This is a genomic window from Rhodococcus sp. G6(2025) (assembly GCF_058628105.1).
In genome coordinates this window covers 527,622-550,652 of the sequence record NZ_CP179751.1, presented here as the reverse complement: position 1 = coordinate 550,652, position 23,031 = coordinate 527,622, and the positions used below count along the sequence as shown (strand labels likewise).

Here is a 23,031-nt window from a genome sequence, read left to right as displayed (position 1 = left end):
GATACGAAGGTGGTGCCGTCGAGCGCCGTTTTCGCCTACGGAAATCTCCCCCCAACAGCGTGAAAGCACCTCCGCCGCGAATTCCGTTTTACCCCAGTCGATCAGGCCGAAGTAGATGAAGATCCGCAGGGGATTGAACGTGGGATCTGGCGATATGGTCGGAGTGAGGCTGATCGGCGACTAGTCCAGCTTGTAACGACGGATCCTTTGATATAATTTGCCTCGGGAGATTCCAAGTTGCTGCGCAGCTGCACTCTTGTTGCCGCGGCAGTCAAGCAGTGCTCGGCGTATCACGTCGGCTTCCGCCCGCCCAAGGGGGTCGTTGTCGCGATGAGGCGCGTCCGTGCTGCTGAAGACGAGTACGCATCCATCCTCGAATCGGCCGGGTGTCACCAGTCTGCTGTGAGCGACTCTGCCGTTTGGCAGTACGAGTTCGGTGGTCGCAGGGCCGGATTCAGTGAGTGCAGACCATAGGGTAGCGCGGTCTGGAAGGTGGTCGGCGAATCCGTCATCGGTGATCATGATGTCGCCGTCGAGCGTGACTACCGCCACTCCTTCCCCACGGAATCGCAGATGAGCATCCATGAGCCGACGTTGGCGAGGTGTTGCTGCATCTCGAATCGCCGAGCGCATACGTTCGGTGAACGCCATGGCCGCAGCAATCACATAGCGGTTGGTGTCCTCTACGAGGCAAGCTACATTGAGGAACCCCAGTCGCCTGCGCGTAACCGGGTCTACGACGGGTGCGGTTGCGCAGGTGAATCGGTGCCAGGCATGTTTGTAGTGCTCCGTCCCAACCACCACCGCAGGTTGATGAAGGGCCATCGCCAAGCCTATCCCGGATGTGCCGACTCCATCCTCGTCGAACTGGTAACCCCGAACGACGGACACCCGTTCGAGCAAGCGACCTAACTCGGGCTTAGATTCCCAGTTCCACACTAAGGTGCCGGCATCATCAAAGAGTGCAACTGATGCCGTGTCTCCGACCAGGAGATCTGCGCAGCTGCTGATTACTTGGCCGCCGATGGCTATCAGGCTGCCCTCGTCGCTGTAGTCCCGGGTCCGTAGATCAAGACGCTCCGGATCGACACCGGAAGCGCGCGAGCGAATCCAGGATTGATGAATCTCCTTACGTGCCATCGCATCACCACTACCGGAGTGAAACAACTCCCATGCGCTTAACGAATCCGATCTCAATATCTCACTTCCATCGCTGGTCGGCGGGGCACCGTGTGCAGTTCAGTGCCGTCACGCGATATATGGGATCCGGACCCCATAGTGGTGTCGCCCCGTTGGTTGCGGGTGCACCGAGCCCTGACCTGTCAGTCTGTAAATGACCACCTTCTCGTCAGGCCTGGCAATCCGCCGACTCGTAGCATTGGGACGCATCGGCCGTTCGGTAAGTGCCCCGACCCCCTTCTTACGTAATTGCTATCGCGTCTTACGTAATTGCTATCGCGCTTAGGTGATGCCAGATACTGGTGGCTCGCCGGGAATCATCGCGTTGCCGACGGGGGTGACCTTGCAACGTGACGCGTTAGATGGAGGACGTTCATGCACATCGAACTATTGGGAAAAGTCGGCTCGCCTGCTCGCCCGAGCTGTGACGTACGGCGCGTCTGTGCGCCGGGAGGTCCATCCGGCGTCGTGCCCGTCCAAACATTCTGAGTACCTACATTCGTTCTACCGAATTTGCCTGAAGGCCTAACTGCAAAGCTGACCATAACGCGGCGTGTCGAGATTAGCTAGATACTCTGTAGATTCGAGCTGCTCGGCGACCGTGACATGACGCCGGTCCGTTGCTACACTCTTCGGTGTGCACACTCATTCTGCATACCGAATCTAGTGAGGAGTGGGAGTCATGGGCCGACCCTACCCACGTGAATACACCGTCCTGTCGACGAGACTGAGAGACACCCCATGATCGTGACCGTCACCTCCGAAGACGTTGAGCTCAGAGACGCAGGTGATCTGAAGCGGCTTCATGTCTCGTGTGCTCCTACGCTGCCGCTGACCACAATCGGGCTGGTCCTACGTCGCACCGAGACGGGCTACGTCGACGACGTCTACGCTTACCTTGATATTGGCGCTTTGCGACGCCTCCGCGAAGGTCATGGATTTGTCAACGACGCTGCGTTCGACCAGATGGTGGACTATGCGACAAAGAACGAGTGGATCTCGCCCGACGCGTCAGCGGTGCGTGCGCACATCGTACGCACCGAAACCCCCGATTCGGAGCGACCACTCTGAGGACAGAGTCGGTGAACGCGGCATAAGATGGATGTTGTTCGCGACGCCGCGCTTCCTGCGCCGGGACCCACGCCGATAAGAAACATGTTTGTTCAATTCATCTGCGTCAGAATTTGATTGGGCACACCGACTCTCGAATGAGACCCTGGCCGCCCAAGATCATCTCTACGCATCGCCGGCGGCGGTTCGAGCCCCAGTGAAGATTTGCGACCTCAACCGATTGTCGGGAGTGTCTTGACATGCCCATCACCGCGTCCTCCGCAGTTCGCCGTCGCATCGACCAATTGCGCTCCGCCGCTCGTGCGAAATCTGCAGTTAAAAGGCTCTTCTGCAGCTACTGCAGTTCCGAGTTAATCACGGTCTCAATAGTTGCTGGGCATTACTGCTCCGGCGATTGCTCGAAACGAGACTGGGCACGGAAGAGTCTTAAATTCTTCCACCAAGCCTATTAATTCTGGATGCCCCCGCCGCGCTCCCGCACCGCTCCGTATCGGAATCGTCCGGGCGAAACGGAGAGCGGTGGCCCGTCTGTTGCTTCCTCGCCGCGGATGCTGATTCGACGAACGGCGTACTGGGCAAGGTTAGTCTGATGAATATCAGCCCCAATAGGTTGCGACGACGTAATCGAAGTGCAGATCCGTGCGTATGATGCCACTTCCTCGTCCATGGAGAAGGGGGCAAGCGGGAGTCTCGGTCCCCCATGCCCTGGGGATCAGGATCCCAGTCGGCTACCTTTGACGATCGAAGGGACCCCGACCTCACAACTGTCCAATTCAACGTTCACGACGTCGAGCGATCACGTCCAGTTCGTTGCTGAACGATTAATCGACCGTTGCATCCGGTCGCCACCCACCGTTGGCGGTTGTACATTGGCGAGAACGAGTCCCCTAGTCCAAATCTATTTGGCCGCATAGCTATCGCAGCACGCTTCAGAAGGTGGGCGCCCATGCGAGCGGCTGCAGGAGCCCTGCGCGAGCCACGACCGGTAGCCTGCGCGCGGTCCGAAATGGGGACGCGGCATGGCCCGCGTCCCCTAGTCTGCTCCGGTCGGCGTCCAAATGGTTTCGAAAGACTCGGCATGTCATCGCGTTGGCTAGAAAAGCCTAGAGCGCTGTGCGCACGACGAAAGAATCCGACCACGGAGCGGCGAAGGCCGGCCGAACTGGCGTCCGCGTACCCGTGCCGTCGATGAACTTGCGGACTGCGGCGGCGTCGGCGGTGACGGTAGCGCGGCGCTATCGGCGATGGTCGCCAATGCCACCTGTTCACGAATCTGATGACCACCCGCGGGCGGGATGGCGACGATGACGCTTGCCGTACAGGGCCGTGATATGAATGAACCCGGGCGGCCTCGGGGTCTATGCCACGGCTGCACGAACGGCAGATACGCGCGCGAGGCCCAGTGGGGGCGTCACGACGACGACGTCGCCGGCGCGCAGTGGCAGGTCGGGGCGTCGTCGTCGCCGGGGGTGCGTTTATGTGGTCGTGCGACCTCCCGTCCCGGTTACTCTTTGAACTGTGCGCGTTGCGCTTGGGATCATTCGTAGAAGGCGTAGAACCTTGCTTCTATACTGGAGCGCGGCACAGCGTCCTTGGGAGCGGTCGGGTCATCGATCGCCGTGTGGACTATTCCGCCGCATCGAGAGCCGTCGGAGTCCCAGCCTTTGAGGACGAGGATTTCGTCGCTAGTCATTCCGGAGAAGTAGTTCCATTGCTGGGCCGGATTGTGCTTGACGACTCTTGCCTGTACCTCCGGCGCACCGACAGCGGTGTCACCCATCAGGGTCTTGAACGTGATCGGATCTTCAGGATCTACGGTTGTCCCGTTTGCCACTGCCAGCAAGTTGTCCTGCGGGGGTGGTGAGGTGACGCGCCAGGTCTGATAGATGGCGAATCGACTGTAGGGAGCGACTGTCCTCTGCTCGGCCTCAAATATGCGGTCCATGAAGATTTCGGCGGAAGACGCGGTGTAGTCGAGATGGGCGAACCGCGCTGGCTGTTGGACCAAGCGTCGTTCATCGTCACCGTCATCACGCGTATCGGTATGAATTCCAGAACGCTCTCCATGCCGGACAACGAGTCCGTCGCGTGCGGGCATCACGTCCCGAGCACCTGTGAGGTCCTTGATGAACGCTCCGACCTCTTCGTGATAAACCCGGTCAAGTTCGGCGAGGTCGAGGCTGCCGGCGATGGAACTAGTGTGGGGATAGAGCCGATAGCCATCGGAGTCGAGATCGAGGCCTTCGTTAATTGTCCGCGCATCGTGCACCGCGACCTCCACACCGTGCAGCTCCATATTGGTCCACTGCCACGTGGTCATGTCGAAGACGGAGGTCTGGTTCTGGTCCAGCTGCCTCGAAAAATTGATCGTCGTCCGCACGTGCGGACGGTCGCTGGTTGAAGTCGTTGGCGTTCGCTTAACACTGGTCATTTGAAGCTCCTTCTTCTAACTTGGACTCAGGTCCTTTGGGATCGATGTGTTAGGGCAGGCGTTTTGCGACGTTAGGTACAGGAGCCTCGGCGCACGCGCGATAGTCCCGCAGACACGACCGGCCACTGATCTTTGAACGAGCACGCCTTTTGAAATCGCGCGCGTGCTCTTGGCCGGTGCGTCAGAAAGCACACGCAGTAGATTATGGGGTCTGTTATTCCAGATCCGCTTGATGCATCCATTCGCGCACTGAATACACACCGCCCGTCAGACGGGCCCGTGCAGCCAAGGTATGACGCTGGCGGGCCCGTGCGCCTACGATTCGTCAGCCCTGGAAGTGCATGGCTGCGTGATCAGCCCAGTGCGCCAGCCTTCTCCGCCGCGTGCCGTTCACTCGCCTCTTGTAGGGCGTCACCTTGCCGGGCGTACAGCCTGGCGCGCGATTCGCGGGCCTGCGCTTCGGAGGCGTGCAGGCGGTCGAGCCGATTCTGGAAATGGGGTGCGACAGCTTCCGCGAAGAGCTCGTAGTGGCGCGCTGTCGCAGTGGGGTTCGCCCATTCGTGGCCCATCATCAGGTAGGCACCAAAACCGCCATTCGACTGCTTGTCGAGCAGACGAATCTGGCGGATGGCGTCCTCAGGGGTGCCGATGACGCCGATTCCGCTCTGGTTGATCCAATCGACGCGCTCGGTGAATGTGGTGCCGCCAGGTTCGAAGTGAGGGACGGCGGCAACATGTTGGAGGTAGTTGCACCAAGCGTCGAGCCCGTGCTCAACTTCCTCGTAAGCCTGTTCCCTTGTTTCGGCAATGTGCATGGGTCCGACGAGCCGCCACCCCTCGCGGTTCATCGAGGTGCCGAACTGCTCGGCACGTTCTTCTGCAACTCCCCAGTGCTGCCCAAGTAGGTCGAGATCACCGGTAAGGGTTGCCCCGACAGACAGCAGGCTAAGGCCGTGCTTACCGGCGATACGCGGGCCCGACGGTGACGCGATCGCAGCGACGCCGACTTCGAGTCCGCCCTGAGTGTAGGGGCGGAGCTGACACATCGCATCCACCAGCTCGTAGCGAGCAGTTTTCACTGAAACCGGGCTGTCGCCGTTGAGTAACTGCATCAGAACATCAGTGTCCTCTTCCAGCGCGCCGCGCTGGCTGATCGGATCGAGACCGATCATTGATGCGTCAGTCGGCAGGGACCCGGGCCCAAGGCCGAGGATGAACCGCCCCCGAGTCAGGTAGTCCAGCAGGATGGCGCGGTCGGCGACCCAGAGTGGATTGTGGTAAGGCAACGACAGGACGCCCGTTCCCAGCTTGATCGACGTAGTCTGTGCCGCGACGTTGGCGATGAAGATCTCGGGGCTCGCGATGAGTTCGGTTCCGCACGAGTGGTGCTCACCGATCCACACTTCCTCGTAGCCGAGTCGATCGAGAAGTTTCACAGTCTCAATATCTCGCGTGAGCGCACTGACCGGACTCTTGATTGGGGAAGCGTGGAATGGGGCCATAAACACGCCGAAACGCATGGGGGTTCTCCTTGAGGCGGTAGTGTCGCTGACTCGGCTGCTAAGTGCGCGCTGGGCCGAGCCACGGGTGCGGTGTTGCGTTCCATAGAATCTAGCTACTGAGAGCTGACTCACAACCCTATCGTGGGGGTTTGCTCAAAAATTGAACACCTACCGATGCAGGTTTCGCAAGAGGCCCCTTGCCCTGTCCTACGATGCGCGCAGCGGTGTATAGCAGGTCAGCTCCCACGGACAGGTGGCCCGCCCGTGCGATGGCAACCTGCATCACGGTCCCCGAAGTCGATGATTTCGGTGGTATCGCCATTTTTCGCGGTTACCGGCAGAAGCCGGGTCGCTGGTTGGTTGACGTCAAGGTCCACTCGGGTCAGCGGACACCACTTGCGGTTCCGCTGGCGACCTGCCGGCGCGCCTAGAGGTCTTGCACACCACCTAGCCTGGATGTGTTCGAACTCCTGTTTACCGCCGACAAACCAGGGCAAAGCCCCCGCACGCGCGGAAGGTCACTCGCCCTAGGGAATTCTTGACATCGTCCCGGCGGAATAAGCGAAACCGACCGCCTGGTTCTGTTGCACCAGTAGGCTTCTCGCTCGGAATGGCACGATACAGTCGAACCGGTTCGTCGCCCGACTGCGGTTTCGAACGCGGCGTCGAGGAGGACTGGTAGGTGTTGCGGTCGGCGTCTCGACAATTAGTTCAGCGGCGTCCTGGTGGCGTTGATAGCAATATGCACAAACCCTGACGACCGGGCGATCGAGCGCACGCCGGGACCGGTCTTGGTCCAGAAGCGCACAGCCGCTCGGCCGGCGGCGGAAGGCTCCGGTGATCCCGGTGATCTCCGTCGGGGAGCACCTGACCTGCCCGTGTCGCGAACTGCGCGGTTCATCGTTCGTACACTGCGGTCGCAGCGTAGGCGTCGGCAAGTTCAACCCAGGATGTGCGGCCTGTTTCGCCTTGGCTGGAGTGAGCTGATGCGGAGACTCGGCGAGTCGGGCACGTCCGGGCGGCACTAGATAGCGGTTCCCGTCGCCCAAGCCGGTGAGAGCGGTACGGATCGTTCAACCCCAAAGACAGTGAGCGTCGCTGTAGCCGACGATCACTGCAGTCGGTGGTCGTCCTGTGCCTCTGCTGGGACAGGACCCTTCACCTCGTCCAGAGTGGACTATTCGTCGCTGGGCTGACTAGGAATCGGTTTGCTGGACAGTCAACTTGCCCCTCATTTGCTAATCGGACAGCCCATGGGCGTGTCGCGACCTTGCAGGGACGGCGAGCCCTGGCCCGCCGGCTGCGGCGGGGCGAGGCTCGGACAACAGGCCACGTTCGAGGACTTCGATTCACCGCAAACCCGAGGCACCCGGCGGCGATGCTGCGGACCTTGCCCGCTCGGGCTCGACGCCGGCGAATCGGTGATCCTCTAGGCCCCGTCGATTTCGGCAACACTTCTGTGGCACAAATCCTTCGGAGTAACGTTGTCCGCCGTGGGGACTCGGGGTTCGCGCGTGCTCGCCGACCTCATCGGTGGCCATGCCGACCGCACCGTCGGACAGCGGATGCGGGAATGCACCCGGCCGCTGGTGTTAATCAGCGATCATTTCGCGACGCGCGAGTAACACCACACCCAGTCCGATGACCTCTACGACCTCGTCTCCGATCGCACGATCGCCGAAAAGCCCCCGATTCTGACCAGCAACCGCGCGACCCGAAGGACGATATCGCTCTTCCCGAACCCGGTCGTCGCCGAGTCCCCCCTCGACCGGACTGATCACACCAGCCATTGAACTCTCATGGACGGGCCGTCCTACCGACCCCGCAACATATCGGGCCGCCAACGAAACCTGATCCGCAGCCCCGTCCGCGCGGGTTGCCCTCGACTCAGCACGCCCGAGCTGGGGGTTTACGTGACGGACACCCCTAAGGAATTACGTGACGGTCGTCAATCTGCAGATCCTCCGATCAGATATCGACCGTTCATGCGTTCGATCGCTCGGCACCGTGATGGTGTGCATCATGCCGGGCTCTAGCTAGAGGAGTGAGCCATCCTACGACCACCGGCACACCTACTTCACCAGAGCTCGTCGCCTGAACAACGAAGCTCACGTTCCGGCTGTCGGACAGGAACTGTCTTAACTCTTCTCCTTCAAAGCATGCGCGGGGATGCCGACTAGGAGCACTGCGCCGGCGATCACCACGAGGGCGGCGCTGATCTGCAGGCCCAACGAGAGGCTCCCGGTGTGTTCCTGGATGAACCCTAGGAGCGCTGGCGCCATTGCAGCTGCGAAGGAGCCCATTGTGGTCACCAGGGCAATCCCGGTCGCGGTACCTCGACCGGAGAGGTAGATCGAGGGTATCGAGTAGAAGACGGTGAGACCGGCGTAGTGGGCTGCGGCCACGACCGCGAGCAGGATGACCACCATCTGGGGGCTGTGGGTGACGAACGACAGCACTATCAATCCCGCCGACGCGACGAACCAGCTTCCCGCCGCGTGCCAACGTCGTTCGAGGGTTCGGTCCGAATGGCGTCCGACGATCTGCATCACGATGATGCCCGCCAGCGGCGGGATCGCCGAGAACAATCCGAGGCTGAGGACGTTGTCGACACCGGCATTGTTGATGATGCGTGGCGTCCAGAATGACACTGCGTTGGCCAAGGTGTAGGCGCCGCAAGCGCACAGGCCGAGAATCAGAACTCGGGGGTCGCGCAGCGCGGCGCGCAGACCGCTGTGGTTCTGGGAGTTTTTGCCTTCGCTGGCCTTGCGGGCTTGGTCGGCTTCGAGATCGTCTTTCACCGTTAACTTTTCATAATTGTCGAGCCACTTGGCGTCTGCGGGTCGGTCGACGAGGCAGAACCATACGGCGCCGGCGAGCAGGATCGGTGGGATTCCTTCAATCAGAAAAAGCCACTGCCAATCGGCGAGCCCCCCAACTCCGGCGAAGCTGCTCATGATCCAGCCCGACAGCGCCGATCCGATGATTCCGGAGATAGGCACACCGATGAAGAAAATGGCCGTCATCCTGGTTCGTCGCGCCGAGGGAAACCACTGCGCCAGGTAGAACAGTGCGCCCGGGAAGAAGCCGGCCTCGGTGACGCCGAGCAGGAAACGCATGACGTAGAAGGATGTTTCGTCCCAGACGAACATCGTCGCGATGGTGACTGCACCCCAGCTGAGCATGATGCGGGTCATCGTCGCCCGGGCCCCGATCCGCTGGAGCAATGCGTTGCTCGGCACCTCGAACAAGATGAACCCGACGAAGAACAGGCCTACCCCGAGGCCGTACACCGCGGCACTGAAGCCCAGGTCCCGTTCCAGGCCGACCTGAGCAATCCCGATGTTCGTGCGATCGATGAAGCTGACGACGTAGCAGATGACCAGCAGGGGCATCACCCTGAGGGCGATCTTGCGGTAAAGGCCGTCGCGTCGCACATCCCCACTATCCGGCGCGAGTTCGTCGGCGCCCGAAGATGCGCGCACATGATTGATATGAGTCACCGTTCGGCTCCTCTGTATTTGTGATGAATATGAGTGGTCGTGGACTCCCAGTAGTTGGGCTGCATTCGCCTCGTGCAGCAGCGGTGACTGGAGTCACGCCCGACCGGGCGAACACAGTCTCACCCGCCCTGTTGTGTTTGTCAACAGTTTGAAATGTGGGCTCTGACCCACTGGCACGGACACAGCACTTACTAGGATGAACACGTGACTATCAACCCAGACGACGTGACGCCGGCGCCGCGGATCGAGACGAGTCCACCCGCCCTCCTGCACATCTCCGATCTCCTCTCGTACCGATTGAGTCGGCTGGCGAATCTGATCTCCGGTTCCGCGGCCCTGCGTTACCGCAGAGAGTTCGATGTGAGCATCGCCGAGTGGCGCACATTGGCGCTGATCGGCGAAGATCCCTCGCTCACGGTCAACCGGCTGGCCCGCCGGGCGGGACTGGACAAGGCGCAGATGAGTCGCGTCGTCGCCAAGCTCACCGAACGTGGACTCCTCGAGCGCGAGCTCGGCCCGGGGCGCACCACCCAGCTGCGTCTCACCCGGAAGGGAGCGGGGGTTTACCGCGGACTGATCGCCGCCGCCAACGAACGGGATCAGGCATTGCGTGTGTGCCTCACGAATGAGGAGTCCGCCGCGCTCGAATCCGCTTTACATAAGCTCGACACGCTTGCCCGAGCCATGCGACGCTCGGAAGATTAGCGCCGATCTGCGTAAACAGTGAGTGATCGGGTTCATCTGTTGACTTTGACAACACCTGGTGCTTTTCTGGAGCTACCGCCCCAGAGGAGAATCAATGGACGACACTGTTGTCATGTGCGAATGCTTCGCGCGTGACGGACTGCAGCACGAAGAGGTCTTCGTGCCCACTGCCTCGAAGGTTTCCCTGCTCGAGTCTTTCGTCAGAGCGGGATTTACGCGCATCGAGGCCAGTAGCTACAGCCATCCACGACGAATACCTGCCTTCGCCGACGTCAGCGACGTTCTCGCCGCCGCCCCGCGGCGCCGCGGCGTGGCCTTCAAGGCGACGTGCCCCAACCCAAGGGCCGTCGAACGCGCGATCACGGATCAGGACGCCGGCTATGGAGCCGAGGAACTGAGCCTGCTGGTCTCCGCGACCGAATCACACACCCAGCGAAACCTTCGCACCACCCGCGCCGACCAGTGGGCGAACGTCACCGAGATGGCGGCACTCGCCAAGGGCAGGTTCACCCTGGTCGGGGTGGTCTCCGTCGCCTTCGGCTGCCCGTTCGAAGGACACGTGCCCATGAGCCGCATCGTCGAGGACGTCGAGCGGTTCGTCGACCTCGGAGTCGACATCATCACCCTGGGCGACACCACCGGCCAGGGCACACCCCGAACGGTTGCCCCGGTTTTCCGGCAGCTGACCAAGGACCACCCCGACGTCGCGATGGTCGCCCATTTTCACAACACGCGGGGCACCGCACTGGCCAACTGCGTCGCCGCCCTCGACGCCGGATGCCGCTACTTCGACAGCGCATTCGGCGGCGTCGGCGGACATCCCGCCCAGATCGAATACGGCAGCGGAATGACCGGCAACGCCGCAACCGAAGACCTGGTCAGCCTCTTCGAGTCAATGGGCGTCGACACCGCCCTCGACCTCGATGCCGTCATGGACGCGTCCCGCCTCTGCGAAGAAGTTCTCGGCCGCCAGCTCCACAGCATGGTCGCCCGCGCAGGACTCGGCACCACCCAGACGCAGACCACAAAGACCAAGGAGCCCGCAGATGTCTAACCCCTCCACCCTCACCGATGCCGCGCCCGTCCCCGATGTATCCCGGTCCGTGCTGCTGAGCGAAGACGACGGTGCAGTCCGGATACTCCGGCTCAACCGGCCGGACAAGCGCAACGCACTCGACACCGAACTCACCGAGGCACTCCACGCAGCACTGCAGGCAGCCGATACGGATCCGTCTGTACGTGCCGTCCTGCTCACCGGCGAGGGCCGCGGGTTCTGCGCCGGTGCAGACCTCAAGGAATTCGCGCACCTCACGCCCGCCGACCAGCCCGCGGTGATCCGTCGCGCCAAACTGACCGCCGACACCCAGGCGCTGCTGCGTCACCTAACCAAGCCCGTCGTGTCCGTCGTCCACGGCGCAGCAATCGGCGGCGGCGCGGGCCTGGCCTTGGGCAGCGACATGATGGTCGTCTCCCACGACGCCACGCTCGGCTACCCCGAGATCAAGCACTCCATCGTCCCGGCATTGGTCATGACCGGTCTGCAACGTCAGATCGGCACCAAACTCGCGTTCGAGCTGATCAGCACCGGACGGATCCTCACCGCCTCCGAACTCGGTGAGATCGGCCTTGCCAATCGAGTCGTCGAAGCTCGAGACGCCTTCGCGGTCGGCCTCGACATCGCCCACCAGTGGGCAGCCCAGAACCCGACGGCACTATCGGCCATCAAGGAGCTCTTCTACCGGGTCGCAGACCTGCCGTACGACGCCGCGATGCGCGCCGGCCAAGACGTCAACACCATCATGCGGGGGTTCCGCCAATGACCGCCCCGGGCCTACTCTCCGGCATCACCGTCCTTGACTTTTCCCGCGTTCTCGCCGGCCCCATGGCAACCCAGATCCTTGCCGAACTGGGGGCGACGGTGATCAAGGTCGAGCGCCCCGGACGGGGCGACGAGACTCGAGATTTCCAGCCCACCCTCCCCCACGGTGAGAGCGCGTACTTCTTCGCATTCAACCGCAGCAAGAAGTCGATCACCCTCGACCTCAAACACGAGCGCGGCAAAAAGATCGCTCGGCAGCTCGCGAAGACCGCCGACGTGGTGGTGGAAAACTTCCTGCCCGGGCACATGGACAGGATGGGCCTCGGATACGACGCGCTCTCCGCCGACAACAAGGCCCTCGTGTACGTCTCCAACACCGGATTCGGGCAGAGCGGCCCCAACAAGGACGTCAAGGGCTACGACACCATCTTCCAGGCCATGTCGGGCATCATGGACCTGACCGGGCATCCCGACGCGCCACCTGCCAAGGCCGGCATACCCCTGTCCGACATGACATCCGGACTGTGGATCGTGATCGGCGCCCTCGCCGGCCTGGCGTCCAAGGCGGCCACCGGGCGCGGTGCACACATCGACGTCGCGATGATGGACGTCCAGGTGAGCCTGCTCGCGCTGGCCGCGGCCCGGGTGTTCGCCAACGACGAGTACCCCACACGAGTTGGCACGGAACACCTGGGCCGGGTCCCTTCGGCCGCCTTCGAGTGCCTCGACGGTGGATGGCTGCACATCAGCGGCAGCGACGCGCATTGGCTTCCGCTCTGCGAGGTCCTCGCACTCGACGAACTCGCCGCCGCCGAGGAACTGCGCGCCAACGCCGGACGCGTGCAACACCGCGAACTGGTCATGACCGCCCTCCGCGCAGCCATCGGTGGACGCTACCGCGAAGAACTCGCCAAGGACCTCCGCGCCGCGGGCGTGCCAATCGGCGAGATCCGCAGCGTGCGAGAGGTACTGGACGACAACAACACCGAGGCACGTCGGATGATCGGCACGTTCGATCACCCCACCGAAGGCGAATTTCCCGCCATCCGCACCCCCCTGGCCGTTAGTGGCGACGACGGCACGCACGGAATCCCACCGATGCAGGCCCCGCCGCTGCTCGGCGCCGACACCGACCACATCCTGCGCACCGTTCTGGAACTGGGCGACCACGAGATCGCCGCGCTGCACGAGGAAGGGACGATCTGATGTCCTCGACAACAGTGGATTCGTCGGCACTGACCGACAGCCCAGTGCTGACCGACATCGCCGACGGCATCGCCCGGATCCGGCTCAACCGTCCACACGCCCGAAACGCAGTGAACCTCGCACTGTGCCACGCACTTCGGCGATCGTTCGAAGAACTCGACGCCGACCCGAACGTACGCGTCGTGCTGCTGAGCGCCGAGGGCAACGCATTCTGCGCCGGCGCCGACCTCAAGGAACGCGTCGACAAGGACGAGCAGTGGGTACGCCAACGCCGCCTGGCGTCCTTCGCCGCATACGAGGCGATCGAACGCTGCCGCAAACCGGTCGTCGCATCGACCCACGGCGCGGTCGTCGGATCCGGCGGCGAGATCGCCATGGCCTGCGATTTCATCATCGCCGCCCGCGACACCACATTCCGGTTCCCGGAGCCGCACTGGGGCACTGTAGGTGCGACCCAGCGCCTGCAGCGGGTCATCGGAAAGCGCCGCGCCAAGGAGTTACTGTTCACGAATCGTCTGCTCGGTGCAGAGGAGGCCTACGCGCTCGGCCTGGTGACTCGCCTCGTCGAACCGGGTGAGCTGACGGCAGTCACCGCCGAAGTGGGCCGATCCATCGCCGGCGCCCCCGCATTGGCGATCGAACTGACCAAACAGGCCATCGACCTCGGCGAGGAAACCGACCTCGATCGCGGTATTCGCATCGAGATGGCCGCGATCGAGCGATGCCTGGCAGACGGAGGCTGGCGTGACGGCGTCGATCGATTCAACACTTCCCACCGCGCCCACGAAGGAGAGCGCCCGTGAAGCTCGAAGGTTTGTGCCCCCTCACCACCGCAGAGGCGCTGCGCCGTGCGGTGACCATCGCGCCGGACATCGATGCCGTCGTCACGAAGCGTGAACGGATGACCTACGCCGAACTCGACGAAACAGTGCGCCGGCTACGGTCGGCGCTCGCGGCGCGCGGCGTGCGCAGGGGCACCCGGGTAGGAATCTGCCTCGGCAACGAGCCGACCTGGGTTGCCCTGTTCCTCGCCATCAGTTCCCTGGGCGCCGTGACCGTCCCGGTCAACACCCGATTCCGCACCGACGAGTTCGCGCAGGTGCTCCGGCAAGCACGCGTGGAGTTGCTGTTCCTCACCGAGAAGGTGCTGACCAACGACATGCTGGGCATGCTTCGCCAGGTCTGTCCCGAGGTGGACACGGCGCTGCCGTCGAGCACCCTGCCAGACCTCACCGCTGTGGTCGTTGTCGACGGGTCCGTCCCCGCCGCCGCGACATCGTGGAACGAGTTCCTGGCCGGCGCCGGAGCAGAAGTCGCGCCCACCTGCACCCCCGACGATATCGCGCTCATTCAGAGCACCTCGGGCACCACCTCCTACCCGAAGGGTGTGCTGCTGACCCACCGCAGCATGTGCGCAAACGCCTTTTTCTCCGGCGGCCGCATGGGATTTCGCATCGGCGACCGCTTCCACAGCGCCCGCCCGTTCTTCCACGTGGCGGGCTCCACCCTGTCCGTGCTGTCCGCCCTCCAGCACAGTGTCACGCTCGTGACGATGCCGAAGTTCGACGCCGGCGAGGCCCTGGAACTGATGGAGCGGGAACGCTGCACCCACTTCTCGGGCAACGACACGATCGCCCTGCTGCTCCTCAACCACCCAGACCGCCCGCACCGGAATCTGCGGCTGCGCGGCGCGTGGGTCGCGGCCTCCCCCGCAGTCATCGAGCGGGTGATCCGAGAGTTGGGCGCGACGGAATGCGTTGCCGGCTATGGCCTCTCCGAATCCTCTCCCAACGTGGCCCAGTCCGCGTGGTGGGAGGACGAGGCCACGCGAGTCGCCGCAAAGATGCGGGTGGAACCAGGCCTCGAGGTGCGTATCCGTTCCCTCGGCATTGACATCGACGCCGACTGCCCGCCAGGCATCAATGGCGAGATCTTGGTACGTGGATGGTCGCTGATGCAAGGCTATGACAATATGCCCCAGGAGACCGCACACGCCATCGACGCCGACGGCTGGTTGCACACCGGCGACCTCGGCAACCTCGACGAGGACGGGCGCCTGAGCTTCGTGGGCCGCGCCAAGGAGATCATCCGGGTCGGCGGGGAGAACGTCTCCCCGGCCGAGGTCGAGGACGCGTTGCACCGCCACCCCGCAATCAAGCAAGCCGTGGTGGTCGGTGTGCCCGACCCACGGCTGATCGAAGTACCCTTCGCGTTCGTCGTCCTCAACGACGGACACGCACTCGAGGCGGAAGACATCCTCGCCTGGCTCCGCCCCCGGATCGCCGGTTTCAAGGTTCCGAAATACGCGCAAGTGGTCGACGGGTTCGAAGGCATCGGCATGACTGCCAGCAGCAAGGTCCAGAAGCGGCACCTGGCGACCCATGCCGAAACGCTACTCAGCGAACGGATCAGCGGATGAGACTCGAAACCGCCGCGACACGTATGCTGCACATCGACGTCCCCGTCGTGCAGGCAGGAATGTCCTGGGCATCGTCATCCCCGGGCCTGCCGATCGCGGTGTCGGAGGCCGGTGGACTGGGTGTGCTGGCAGCCGGACCGATGCGGATTCCGGACCTGCGCGAAGCCATCCTCACTATCAAACGCAGCACCGATCGCCCATTCGCCGTCAACCTCCCCCTGTACCGCAACGGCATCGACGAGGTGATGGGACTACTACTCGAACTTCGCCCGCCGGTACTGATCGCATCACAGGGCGGCCCGAAACGCTACCTCGCACAGTTCCACGACATCGGCACCACCTGCCTGCACGTGGTGGCGAGCGAGGAACACGCCTTCAAGGCAGCACAATCCGGGGTGGACGGCCTGGTTGTCGTGGGCGGTGAAGCCGGCGGACATCCGCCGGAAACCCTGGTGTCCACCCTGGTGCTGGTTCGCGCCGTCGTGCGTGCCGTTCCCCAGACCCCAGTCATCGCGTCTGGCGGTTTCGTCGACGGCGCCGGACTAGCGGCAGCCCTGTCCCTCGGGGCGGCGGCCGCACAGTTCGGCACGCGCTTCCTCGCCAGCCACGAATCCACCGTCCACGCGGACTACAAGCAGGCGGTTCTTGCTGCCGACGTCTCCGACACGCGGACCGTTGGGCGCGGGCTCGGGATGATCCGGTCACTCACCAACGCCTTCACCGACCGCATCGCCAAACTCGAGGATTCCGCAGCCGACATCGAGGAACGCAGAACCGAGTTTCACTCATCGACACTCAAACATGCAGCCTTCGATGGCGACGTGGTGAACGGCAAGGTCGAGGCCGGGCAATCGGCAGGCCTGATCAGTGCACTGATGCCCGCCGCGGACATCGTGACCTCGATCGTGCAGGAGTACGAGGACGCAACTTCCAAACTCCCTCGCGTCCAGTAGAACGTCCCCTTCTGCTGCACCGGATCGTGGCCCCGGCAAGTCAGCAGCGAGGTTTCAGCTCGAATGGCTTGACCACGACCAATCCCAATTTGGCGCGTCAGGCGTGATGCCAGCATGGCCTTTGCCGTCGCCGATAGCGAGCAGAGACTTTGTCGTTGGTTTCGGCCTACGCCGCGTAGTCCAAGGACCTGAACTGGGCGGGGTCAGCAGGACCTCCCATGTCACAGGAAAGTCGTAGGCCGTGCCCTCGGTTGTGAATCCTACCTGGACGGCCGGTTCCGCTGGCAGTGCCGATGCCGGGCGTGCGACAACGACCTGACCTACAGGGAAGTGCAGAAGGACCCCGGCCGTTGTCACGTGTGCCGGTCGCAGACCTAAAGGTTCCAACCGCTCGTTGGAATCGGAGCACACCAACGGTGGCGATAATCGGAGTCCACGTCATCAGGTGCGATCGGCGTTCAAACCGTCCGCTTGAAGCGGAATCTGCCTGATCCGCCACACAATTTCGCGGGCTGCTCGTCGTCCGGAACTCATCGAACTCGTACTCGGCGCGAGAACGACACCGCGATCGCGTCATCCTGGTCGAAGTCGGTCGCATACGAGCGATGTCGGACACGTCCGGTGTTCACGTGATCTGCCTGCGCAACCAGATCGCGTCCCGCAAGAACCTTGTGGAACGACTGAAGGCAGTGGGGCTCAATGTTGATAACACCGACGAAACGTGGCGTGAGAGTGAAAGCTTCGACCTCGAGGGAGGCATCCAAAGGGAAGCCATGACTGCCCTCAGCGGCGCGCTGGGGTTGCGTCGTCCAAAAACGATGGGGCAGGTCCAATCGAGAAACTTCGCCAGTGCATTACGGATCCGATTGGGGTGGATCCCTTCCTACAGTGAGTGCAGCGGCATCTTCTCTCTTCACGCGTCATGCCGGAGATCTCAGTTGCGCACTTCTACTGATAACTCTTGTTGGATGGAACGGGACACCGTCCGGCGGGAAGTTTTCGTCGATAGGGCCGGACGGCATCCCTGTTTCTCAGCGGCTGGATTGGTCCTGGGCGGAGGCTACGACTTCGATTTCAACGAGGGCATCCTTGTGGGGAAGTGCCCGGACGGCCACGCACGAGCGGGATGGTTTGGTGTTTCGGAAGACTTCTGCGTAGACGTCGTTCACTACGGCAAAATTGTCCATCGACGTGAGGTAGATCGTGGTCTTGACTACGTCGTCCAGAGACCTGTCCGCAGCTTTGAGGACTGCGGCGATGTTCGCAAGAACTTGTCGCGTCTGAGCTGCGGGATCGTCCTTGCCGACGAGTTCGCCCAGTTCGACCGAGACAGGCAGTTGCCCGCTGCAGAAGATGAGTTCACCGGTTCGGATTGCCTGGCTGTACAGGTGCGTAGCGGAGGGGGCTTCGCGTGTGTTTATTGCTGTGGTCACGAGGTGAAGTGTTCCTTTAGGTCAGGGTGCGGGGGTTGGCATGGGTTGCCGATTCCGCGAACGGAGTGCGGTCACTCGTTAGTGCATCGGTGATGCCGTCCAGTACGCGTTCGAGGATGGCTTCGGATGTGGCGAAGTTAATTCGTGTGAATTGACCACCGGTCTTACCGAACGGAACGCCTCCATCGACCATGACATGGCCGACATCGCGGATCGTGGCGGTGGGGTCGCCGAGCCCCAGAGAGGACACGTCGACCCAACTCAAGTAGGTGGCTTCCGGCAGGTGGTGCCGGGCCTCGGGCAGCGTCCGGGTCAGGACGTCGTGGACCCGTGTGCGATTGCGGTCGAGGACGCGGATGAGGGTGTCCTGCCACGCCTGCCCGTGCTGCCATGCGGCGAGGGATCCGACGACCCCGAGAACCGACACCGCGCCGTACAGGTCGGGGGGTTCGTTGTCCCGGGCCGCCAGCAGGTCCTTGGGGCCGTAGTGCAGCACCGCGCACCGCAGACCGGCGAGGTTGAAGGCCTTCCCGGCCGACGTGACCGTCACGGTCCGCGATGCGGCATCTTCGCTGATCGACGCGAACGGGATGTGCCGGTGCGGTTGGTAGATCAGCTCGGCGTGGATCTCGTCGCTGATCACCAGCAGGCCGTACCGTTCGGCGAGTTCGGCGATGCGCTCGAGTTCGCCACGCGTGTGCACTCGACCCGTCGGATTGTGCGGATTGACGAGGACGAGCACCGTGGGACGATTCTGCGCCAGGGTCCGCTCGAACTCGTCGAAGTCGAGAGCCCACCCGTTCTCGGTGTCGACGAAGGGGAATTCGACGGTGCGCCGCCCCATCGTTTCGATCGTTGCCAGGAACGGCGGGTAGCTCGGGGTCTGAATGACCACCGCATCCCCGGGTCGGGTGGCGAGATGCAGGATCAGCTGCAGCGCCTGGATCAGATCGGTCTGCTCCCGCACGTCGGTGGGGTCGACCTCCCAGCCGTAGCGGTCGGACATCCGCCGGGCGAACTCGGCCCGCAAGGGAGTGCCGCCCAACCAGTTCGGGTAGCCGAGGTCGCCGCGGTCGATGACGTCCTTCAGTGCGTCGCGGATCTCCGGGGCGACGGGAAAGTCCATGTCAGCGACCCAGGCCGGGAGTGCCCCGGCTTCGACGGCGCGCGCCCATTTCACCCCGGTGCGCCGGGACAGCGCACCGAGGTCGAGGTCGTCGAATCCCGGGAACAGGGGGTGGGGTGTCGTCGAGGTGGTCACAGTGCTGCTTCCACTGGGACGGTCGACAGGGCGTCGCGGGAAACCTCGACCTGTCCGTGATGTTGGGCGAGTTCCTCGAGCACGTGGAGGAGGACCCCGTTCGGGGTCAGTTGGCGGCTCGGCCCCTCGTAGTCGGCCGGTGGGGTATTCGTCAGCGGCGCAGTGGGGTCGAAGCCGTCGAGGTCCTTCTGCAGGTTCGCCCGCAGGGCGGCGATGGTGCGGGTGAGGTCTGCGATGGTTCCCCGGGCGGTGAACTCGGCCGCTCGGTCACGGTTGCTCTCGCGGCCGCCGATCAGGTGCCCGATCCAGTAGTCGGCCACCTGGGTGCAGTGGTAGGTGATGGCCCAGGGGGAGTTCGCGCCGTCGAAGGGTGGTGCCTGATTGGCGCGCTCGTCGCCGAGTTCGCCGAGGACGGCGAGCATGCCGTCGAACGCGCGGTCGAGGAAGTACAGGTATTCGTCGGTGTTCACGGGATTCGCTTTCGTGTGGGAAGGTGCGGAAAGTCAGTGGATCTGTTCGAGGACAGCGTCTTTCGTCTCGGGCAGGCGGGTGAGCACGATCAGTGCGCCGATCGCGAACAGGACCGCGCTGGTGGAGAAGACCAGTCCGGTGCCGCCGAAGCCGAGCAGGAAGGGGACCGCGATGGGGCCGAAGACCGAACCCAGCCGTCCCAGGGCGGTGGCGGAGCCGACTCCCGCGCCGCGACTGCGGGTGGGAAACAGTTCCGGGGTGTAGGCGAAGATCGAGGAGAACATGCCGAAGAAGAAGAACTGCAGGAAGGATCCGGCGAGGATCAGCTCGAACGTGCCCGAACTCTGGCCGTAGAAGAAGGCGGCGATGCCGGATCCGATGGTGTACCCGGCCAGGCAGTAGCGCCGTCCGAGCCGCTCGATCAGGTACGCGGCCGACAGGAATCCGGGGATTCCCCACAGGGCCATGGCGAGGACGAACCCGATGCTCTTGGCGACGTCGAGGCCGTTGTCGGTCAGGAGCTTGCCGATCCAGGTCGTCAGCCCGTAGTAGCCGGTCATCAGGCAAAACCACACTGCCCATACCGTCAGGGTGCGCGCTTTGTGTGCGGGAAGCAAGAGTGCCCGGAAGCCACCCCGTTCGGTTCCTGTGCCCTGTATACCGGAAACAGGAACCGGTTCAGGCAAAGGTCGACCTGTCGCCGCCTGGACGGCCTTCTCGATAGAAATCAGCGTGCGCTCGGCGGCGTCGGTGTACCCCCGGGAGGCCTGCCACCGCGGGGACTCCGGCAAGTTGCGGCGGATGATTAACGCGCACAATGCAAGAGATGCCTGCATGAGAAAGAATCCGCGCCAACCGAACGTGGAGGCGACCAGGAGGTAGGACACCGCGCCGGCCGTGATGAATCCGATCGGCCAGGCACCCTCGAGCAGGGCGGCGTAGCGCCCGCGCTTCGACGAGGGCATGAATTCGGCGAGGATTGCCGCGGCCACCGGGAACTCCGCTCCCATGCCGATACCGAGCAGGAATCGGAAGGTGAGCAGGGATTCGAAGTTCCACGACAGGGCGAGTCCGATGCTCGCCAGGCCCCAGGCGATGATGCTGTACTTGAAGACCCGCTGGCGTCCGAATCGGTCGGCGATAGCGCCGGCCCCGACGGCTCCGAAGAACATTCCGGCGAAGCTTGCGCTGCCGAGTACCCCTGTCTGTGCTGCGGTGAGCGAGAAGTGGTGGCTGATCGGTGACAGCAGGAAGGTCATGGCGCCCAGGTCGATCGAGTCGAAGAACCAGGCGGTGGCAATAACCAGGAAGAGGGTTCGTTGCACACGACACCACGGCAGCCTCTCCATTCGACTCGCGATCGTTTCTGCTGTGACATGGGTGCCTGAAGTCCCCATCGCAGGCGCGGAAATACGCGCATCGTCATGCAATTGAATCGATCTCCTTCGAAGAGCTGAGCGCTGAAAGCGATGAATTGGTCCGGCAGCGTTGTGAGCCGCCTCCGAATGTCACCACCTTAGATGGTGACGGAACGTCTGGACTGAGTTTGAACTCGTTCGCGTCACCTGTCAAGATGGTGACGTGAACGAGTTCGTATACGTCAGTGGACGGCATTGCCTGGACTTCGCCGGCACCATGCTGTGGCGCAGAACTCTGCGCACCGAACTAGTCGAAACGCCTGAAGATCTACGACGATGGGTGCAGGGAGCCCATCTCATTTGCCAGCTGGAGGATCCCTCCACCGAGAGCGTGCGAAACGCTCGGAACCTCCGCGAGGTGATCTACAGCGCTGTCAGCGCATTCTTGCCCGAATCGGTCCACACCCTGACCGCCGAGGAAAGAGCCCTGCTCAATCGTGCGGCAGCTTGGCAGCCGCCTGCCCTCCTGCTTACCGTCGATGGCGAAGCGACTACCTCCGGGTCGGTTGAGAACGTCTTCAGCCTTCTCGCCCGAGACGCGATCGAGTTGATCGGCTCCAGGGACATCTCAAAGGTCAAAGAGTGTGTCAATCCCGACTGCAGCCGGATGTTCGTCGACCTCTCCCGTGGATCGTCCCGGCGCTGGTGCGGAATGGCCGAATGCGGAAACCGCGCGAAAGCAGCCGACTATCGGCGCCGTAAGAAGTTGCAGAGTACCGAGTAGCCGGCGATCGGGCCTGCGCTGCATAATTTCGCCAGTCCTTCTGGGCGCGCAACGCGGAATCCTGTCGGATCCGACGGCGATCGTTCGAGACTGTTGATCATCGATACCTGGTCGACAGCGGTGGATAGGATACGGAAGTTGTGGCCCTCCGAAGCCCGGAGACGGTCGCGTACCTTAGCCGAGCATGGTGAGTTCACGCTCGATCTCGACTGTGGTTCGGTCGCTCACGGTCATCCACAAACCCAGCGCGTACCAACCCCCCACCAAGCCGCCGATCACCGCCGCATCGAACGGCTGTTTCGCCTCTGATCCCATGGCTCCGAATGCTCCACCGCCCCATGTGCACACCGGCGGGATTCGAGGTTCCCACTCACACTCGCACATCCCGGGGGATCACGACGTGCGCTCTTCATCCGCGATTCCCGCCTCACATGGCCACTGAGGAAAGCATGGCCCAACAACGGGCCACCTTCCCACCGACTCCGTTTGAGCCCGCGCATCTCACCACCGAGAACACCCCGTGGGTTGCCGATAGCCCATACTGTGCCCCCTATAGCCCTGACTAATCGGTGGCAGACGGGTCATCGATCCCGACAGGCTCGATACGGGTCAGCGGGATGAAAATCTCACTTCGCGGCCGTCGAATGGGCCGCGTCGGGCCCTCACACCCCGTGCGCCATCGATCACCTTCTGCGCAGCCGCACCGACCTCTCCCCCATCTCGGTGCCCGGCGCCGAACAGGCCCTCACCGACCTTGGACACCCAAACCCCCGCCTACGAGCCGGCCACCGAGTTCAATATGCTCGGAACAGCGAAAACGCCACGCCCCCAGTAATCAGCACACCGACATCACAGCAGCTATTCGGTGGGTTCGTCGGTCCCTGCCCGTTGGCCCGCGCCGACAGTGGCTTGCTCCGAAGGGTTCAGGGCTTTTCG

Annotated in this window: 18 protein-coding genes and 1 pseudogene; 10 read left to right on the top strand and 9 right to left on the bottom strand. The window is 63.0% G+C overall.

Annotated features, from left to right (window positions below):
• Positions 1-180: 180 nt before the first annotated feature.
• Positions 181-1,140 (bottom strand): helix-turn-helix domain-containing protein, encoded by a 960-nt coding sequence (locus tag ACLIVD_RS39570; RefSeq protein ID WP_491933374.1) that lies wholly within the window; start codon positions 1,138-1,140, stop codon positions 181-183.
• Between the two features lie 780 nt (positions 1,141-1,920).
• Between ACLIVD_RS39570 and ACLIVD_RS39565 the strand changes: the two genes are divergently transcribed.
• Positions 1,921-2,250: a hypothetical protein gene (locus ACLIVD_RS39565; RefSeq protein ID WP_491933373.1), complete on the top strand. Its 330-nt coding sequence runs from the start codon at positions 1,921-1,923 to the stop codon at positions 2,248-2,250.
• A gap of 1,537 nt (positions 2,251-3,787) precedes the next feature.
• Here ACLIVD_RS39565 and ACLIVD_RS39560 read toward each other — a convergent pair.
• The gene (locus ACLIVD_RS39560; RefSeq protein ID WP_491933372.1) at positions 3,788-4,681 is read right to left on the bottom strand and encodes a CmcJ/NvfI family oxidoreductase; all 894 of its coding nucleotides are present in this window, start codon (positions 4,679-4,681) and stop codon (positions 3,788-3,790) included.
• Positions 4,682-5,034: 353 nt separating this feature from the next.
• Positions 5,035-6,201, bottom strand: coding sequence for an LLM class flavin-dependent oxidoreductase (locus tag ACLIVD_RS39555; protein WP_491933371.1), 1,167 nt, complete (start codon positions 6,199-6,201; stop codon positions 5,035-5,037).
• A 1,267-nt stretch (positions 6,202-7,468) separates the two neighbouring features.
• Here ACLIVD_RS39555 and ACLIVD_RS39550 point away from each other — a divergent pair.
• Positions 7,469-7,976: pseudogene (locus ACLIVD_RS39550) on the top strand (ATP-binding protein); the annotation flags it as partial.
• Positions 7,977-8,321: 345 nt separating this feature from the next.
• Here the strand turns inward: ACLIVD_RS39550 and ACLIVD_RS39545 are convergent.
• Positions 8,322-9,686: an MFS transporter gene (locus ACLIVD_RS39545; RefSeq protein ID WP_491933370.1), complete on the bottom strand. Its 1,365-nt coding sequence runs from the start codon at positions 9,684-9,686 to the stop codon at positions 8,322-8,324.
• Positions 9,687-9,890: 204 nt separating this feature from the next.
• On the opposite strand from ACLIVD_RS39545, the gene ACLIVD_RS39540 reads away from it, so the two are divergent.
• The 7 genes from ACLIVD_RS39540 (at position 9,891) to ACLIVD_RS39510 (ending at position 16,788) form a co-directional block, all read left to right on the top strand.
• Positions 9,891-10,391, top strand: a complete 501-nt coding sequence (locus ACLIVD_RS39540) for a MarR family winged helix-turn-helix transcriptional regulator (protein ID WP_491933369.1) — start codon at positions 9,891-9,893, stop codon at positions 10,389-10,391.
• A 94-nt stretch (positions 10,392-10,485) separates the two neighbouring features.
• Positions 10,486-11,445: a hydroxymethylglutaryl-CoA lyase gene (locus tag ACLIVD_RS39535; RefSeq protein ID WP_491933368.1), complete on the top strand. Its 960-nt coding sequence runs from the start codon at positions 10,486-10,488 to the stop codon at positions 11,443-11,445.
• On the top strand, positions 11,438-12,211 hold the full coding sequence (locus tag ACLIVD_RS39530; RefSeq protein WP_491933367.1) for an enoyl-CoA hydratase/isomerase family protein: 774 nt from the start codon (positions 11,438-11,440) through the stop codon (positions 12,209-12,211). The genes ACLIVD_RS39535 and ACLIVD_RS39530 overlap by 8 nt, the downstream gene beginning before the upstream one ends.
• Positions 12,208-13,416: a CaiB/BaiF CoA transferase family protein gene (locus tag ACLIVD_RS39525; protein WP_491933366.1), complete on the top strand. Its 1,209-nt coding sequence runs from the start codon at positions 12,208-12,210 to the stop codon at positions 13,414-13,416. The genes ACLIVD_RS39530 and ACLIVD_RS39525 overlap by 4 nt, the downstream gene beginning before the upstream one ends.
• Positions 13,416-14,219, top strand: a complete 804-nt coding sequence (locus ACLIVD_RS39520; protein WP_491933365.1) for an enoyl-CoA hydratase/isomerase family protein — start codon at positions 13,416-13,418, stop codon at positions 14,217-14,219. The genes ACLIVD_RS39525 and ACLIVD_RS39520 overlap by 1 nt, the downstream gene beginning before the upstream one ends.
• On the top strand, positions 14,216-15,835 hold the full coding sequence (locus tag ACLIVD_RS39515) for an AMP-binding protein (protein ID WP_491933364.1): 1,620 nt from the start codon (positions 14,216-14,218) through the stop codon (positions 15,833-15,835). Before ACLIVD_RS39520 ends, ACLIVD_RS39515 begins: the two co-directional genes overlap by 4 nt.
• Positions 15,832-16,788 carry an NAD(P)H-dependent flavin oxidoreductase gene (locus ACLIVD_RS39510; RefSeq protein ID WP_491933362.1) on the top strand — a complete coding sequence of 319 codons (957 nt, stop codon included), beginning with the start codon at positions 15,832-15,834 and terminating at the stop codon, positions 16,786-16,788. Before ACLIVD_RS39515 ends, ACLIVD_RS39510 begins: the two co-directional genes overlap by 4 nt.
• 1,031 nt (positions 16,789-17,819) lie before the next feature.
• On the opposite strand, the gene ACLIVD_RS39505 is transcribed toward ACLIVD_RS39510, so the two are convergent.
• From ACLIVD_RS39505 to ACLIVD_RS39490, 4 genes are read right to left on the bottom strand one after another with little or no spacing between them, the layout of a single operon-like run.
• Entirely contained in the window at positions 17,820-18,221 is a 402-nt protein-coding gene (locus ACLIVD_RS39505) for a RidA family protein (protein ID WP_491933361.1), read from the bottom strand.
• A 16-nt stretch (positions 18,222-18,237) separates the two neighbouring features.
• Positions 18,238-19,482 (bottom strand): MalY/PatB family protein, encoded by a 1,245-nt coding sequence (locus ACLIVD_RS39500; protein ID WP_491933360.1) that lies wholly within the window; start codon positions 19,480-19,482, stop codon positions 18,238-18,240.
• Entirely contained in the window at positions 19,479-19,952 is a 474-nt protein-coding gene (locus tag ACLIVD_RS39495) for a DinB family protein (RefSeq protein ID WP_491933359.1), read from the bottom strand. The genes ACLIVD_RS39500 and ACLIVD_RS39495 overlap by 4 nt, the downstream gene beginning before the upstream one ends.
• A gap of 33 nt (positions 19,953-19,985) precedes the next feature.
• Positions 19,986-21,278: an MFS transporter gene (locus ACLIVD_RS39490; RefSeq protein WP_491933358.1), complete on the bottom strand. Its 1,293-nt coding sequence runs from the start codon at positions 21,276-21,278 to the stop codon at positions 19,986-19,988.
• Between the two features lie 256 nt (positions 21,279-21,534).
• Here ACLIVD_RS39490 and ACLIVD_RS39485 point away from each other — a divergent pair, with 256 nt between their 5' ends.
• Complete coding sequence (locus ACLIVD_RS39485) at positions 21,535-22,095, top strand: CGNR zinc finger domain-containing protein (RefSeq protein ID WP_491933357.1); 561 nt, start codon at positions 21,535-21,537, stop codon at positions 22,093-22,095.
• Between the two features lie 174 nt (positions 22,096-22,269).
• On the opposite strand, the gene ACLIVD_RS39480 is transcribed toward ACLIVD_RS39485, so the two are convergent.
• Positions 22,270-22,410: a hypothetical protein gene (locus tag ACLIVD_RS39480; RefSeq protein WP_491933355.1), complete on the bottom strand. Its 141-nt coding sequence runs from the start codon at positions 22,408-22,410 to the stop codon at positions 22,270-22,272.
• Positions 22,411-23,031: the final 621 nt, after the last annotated feature.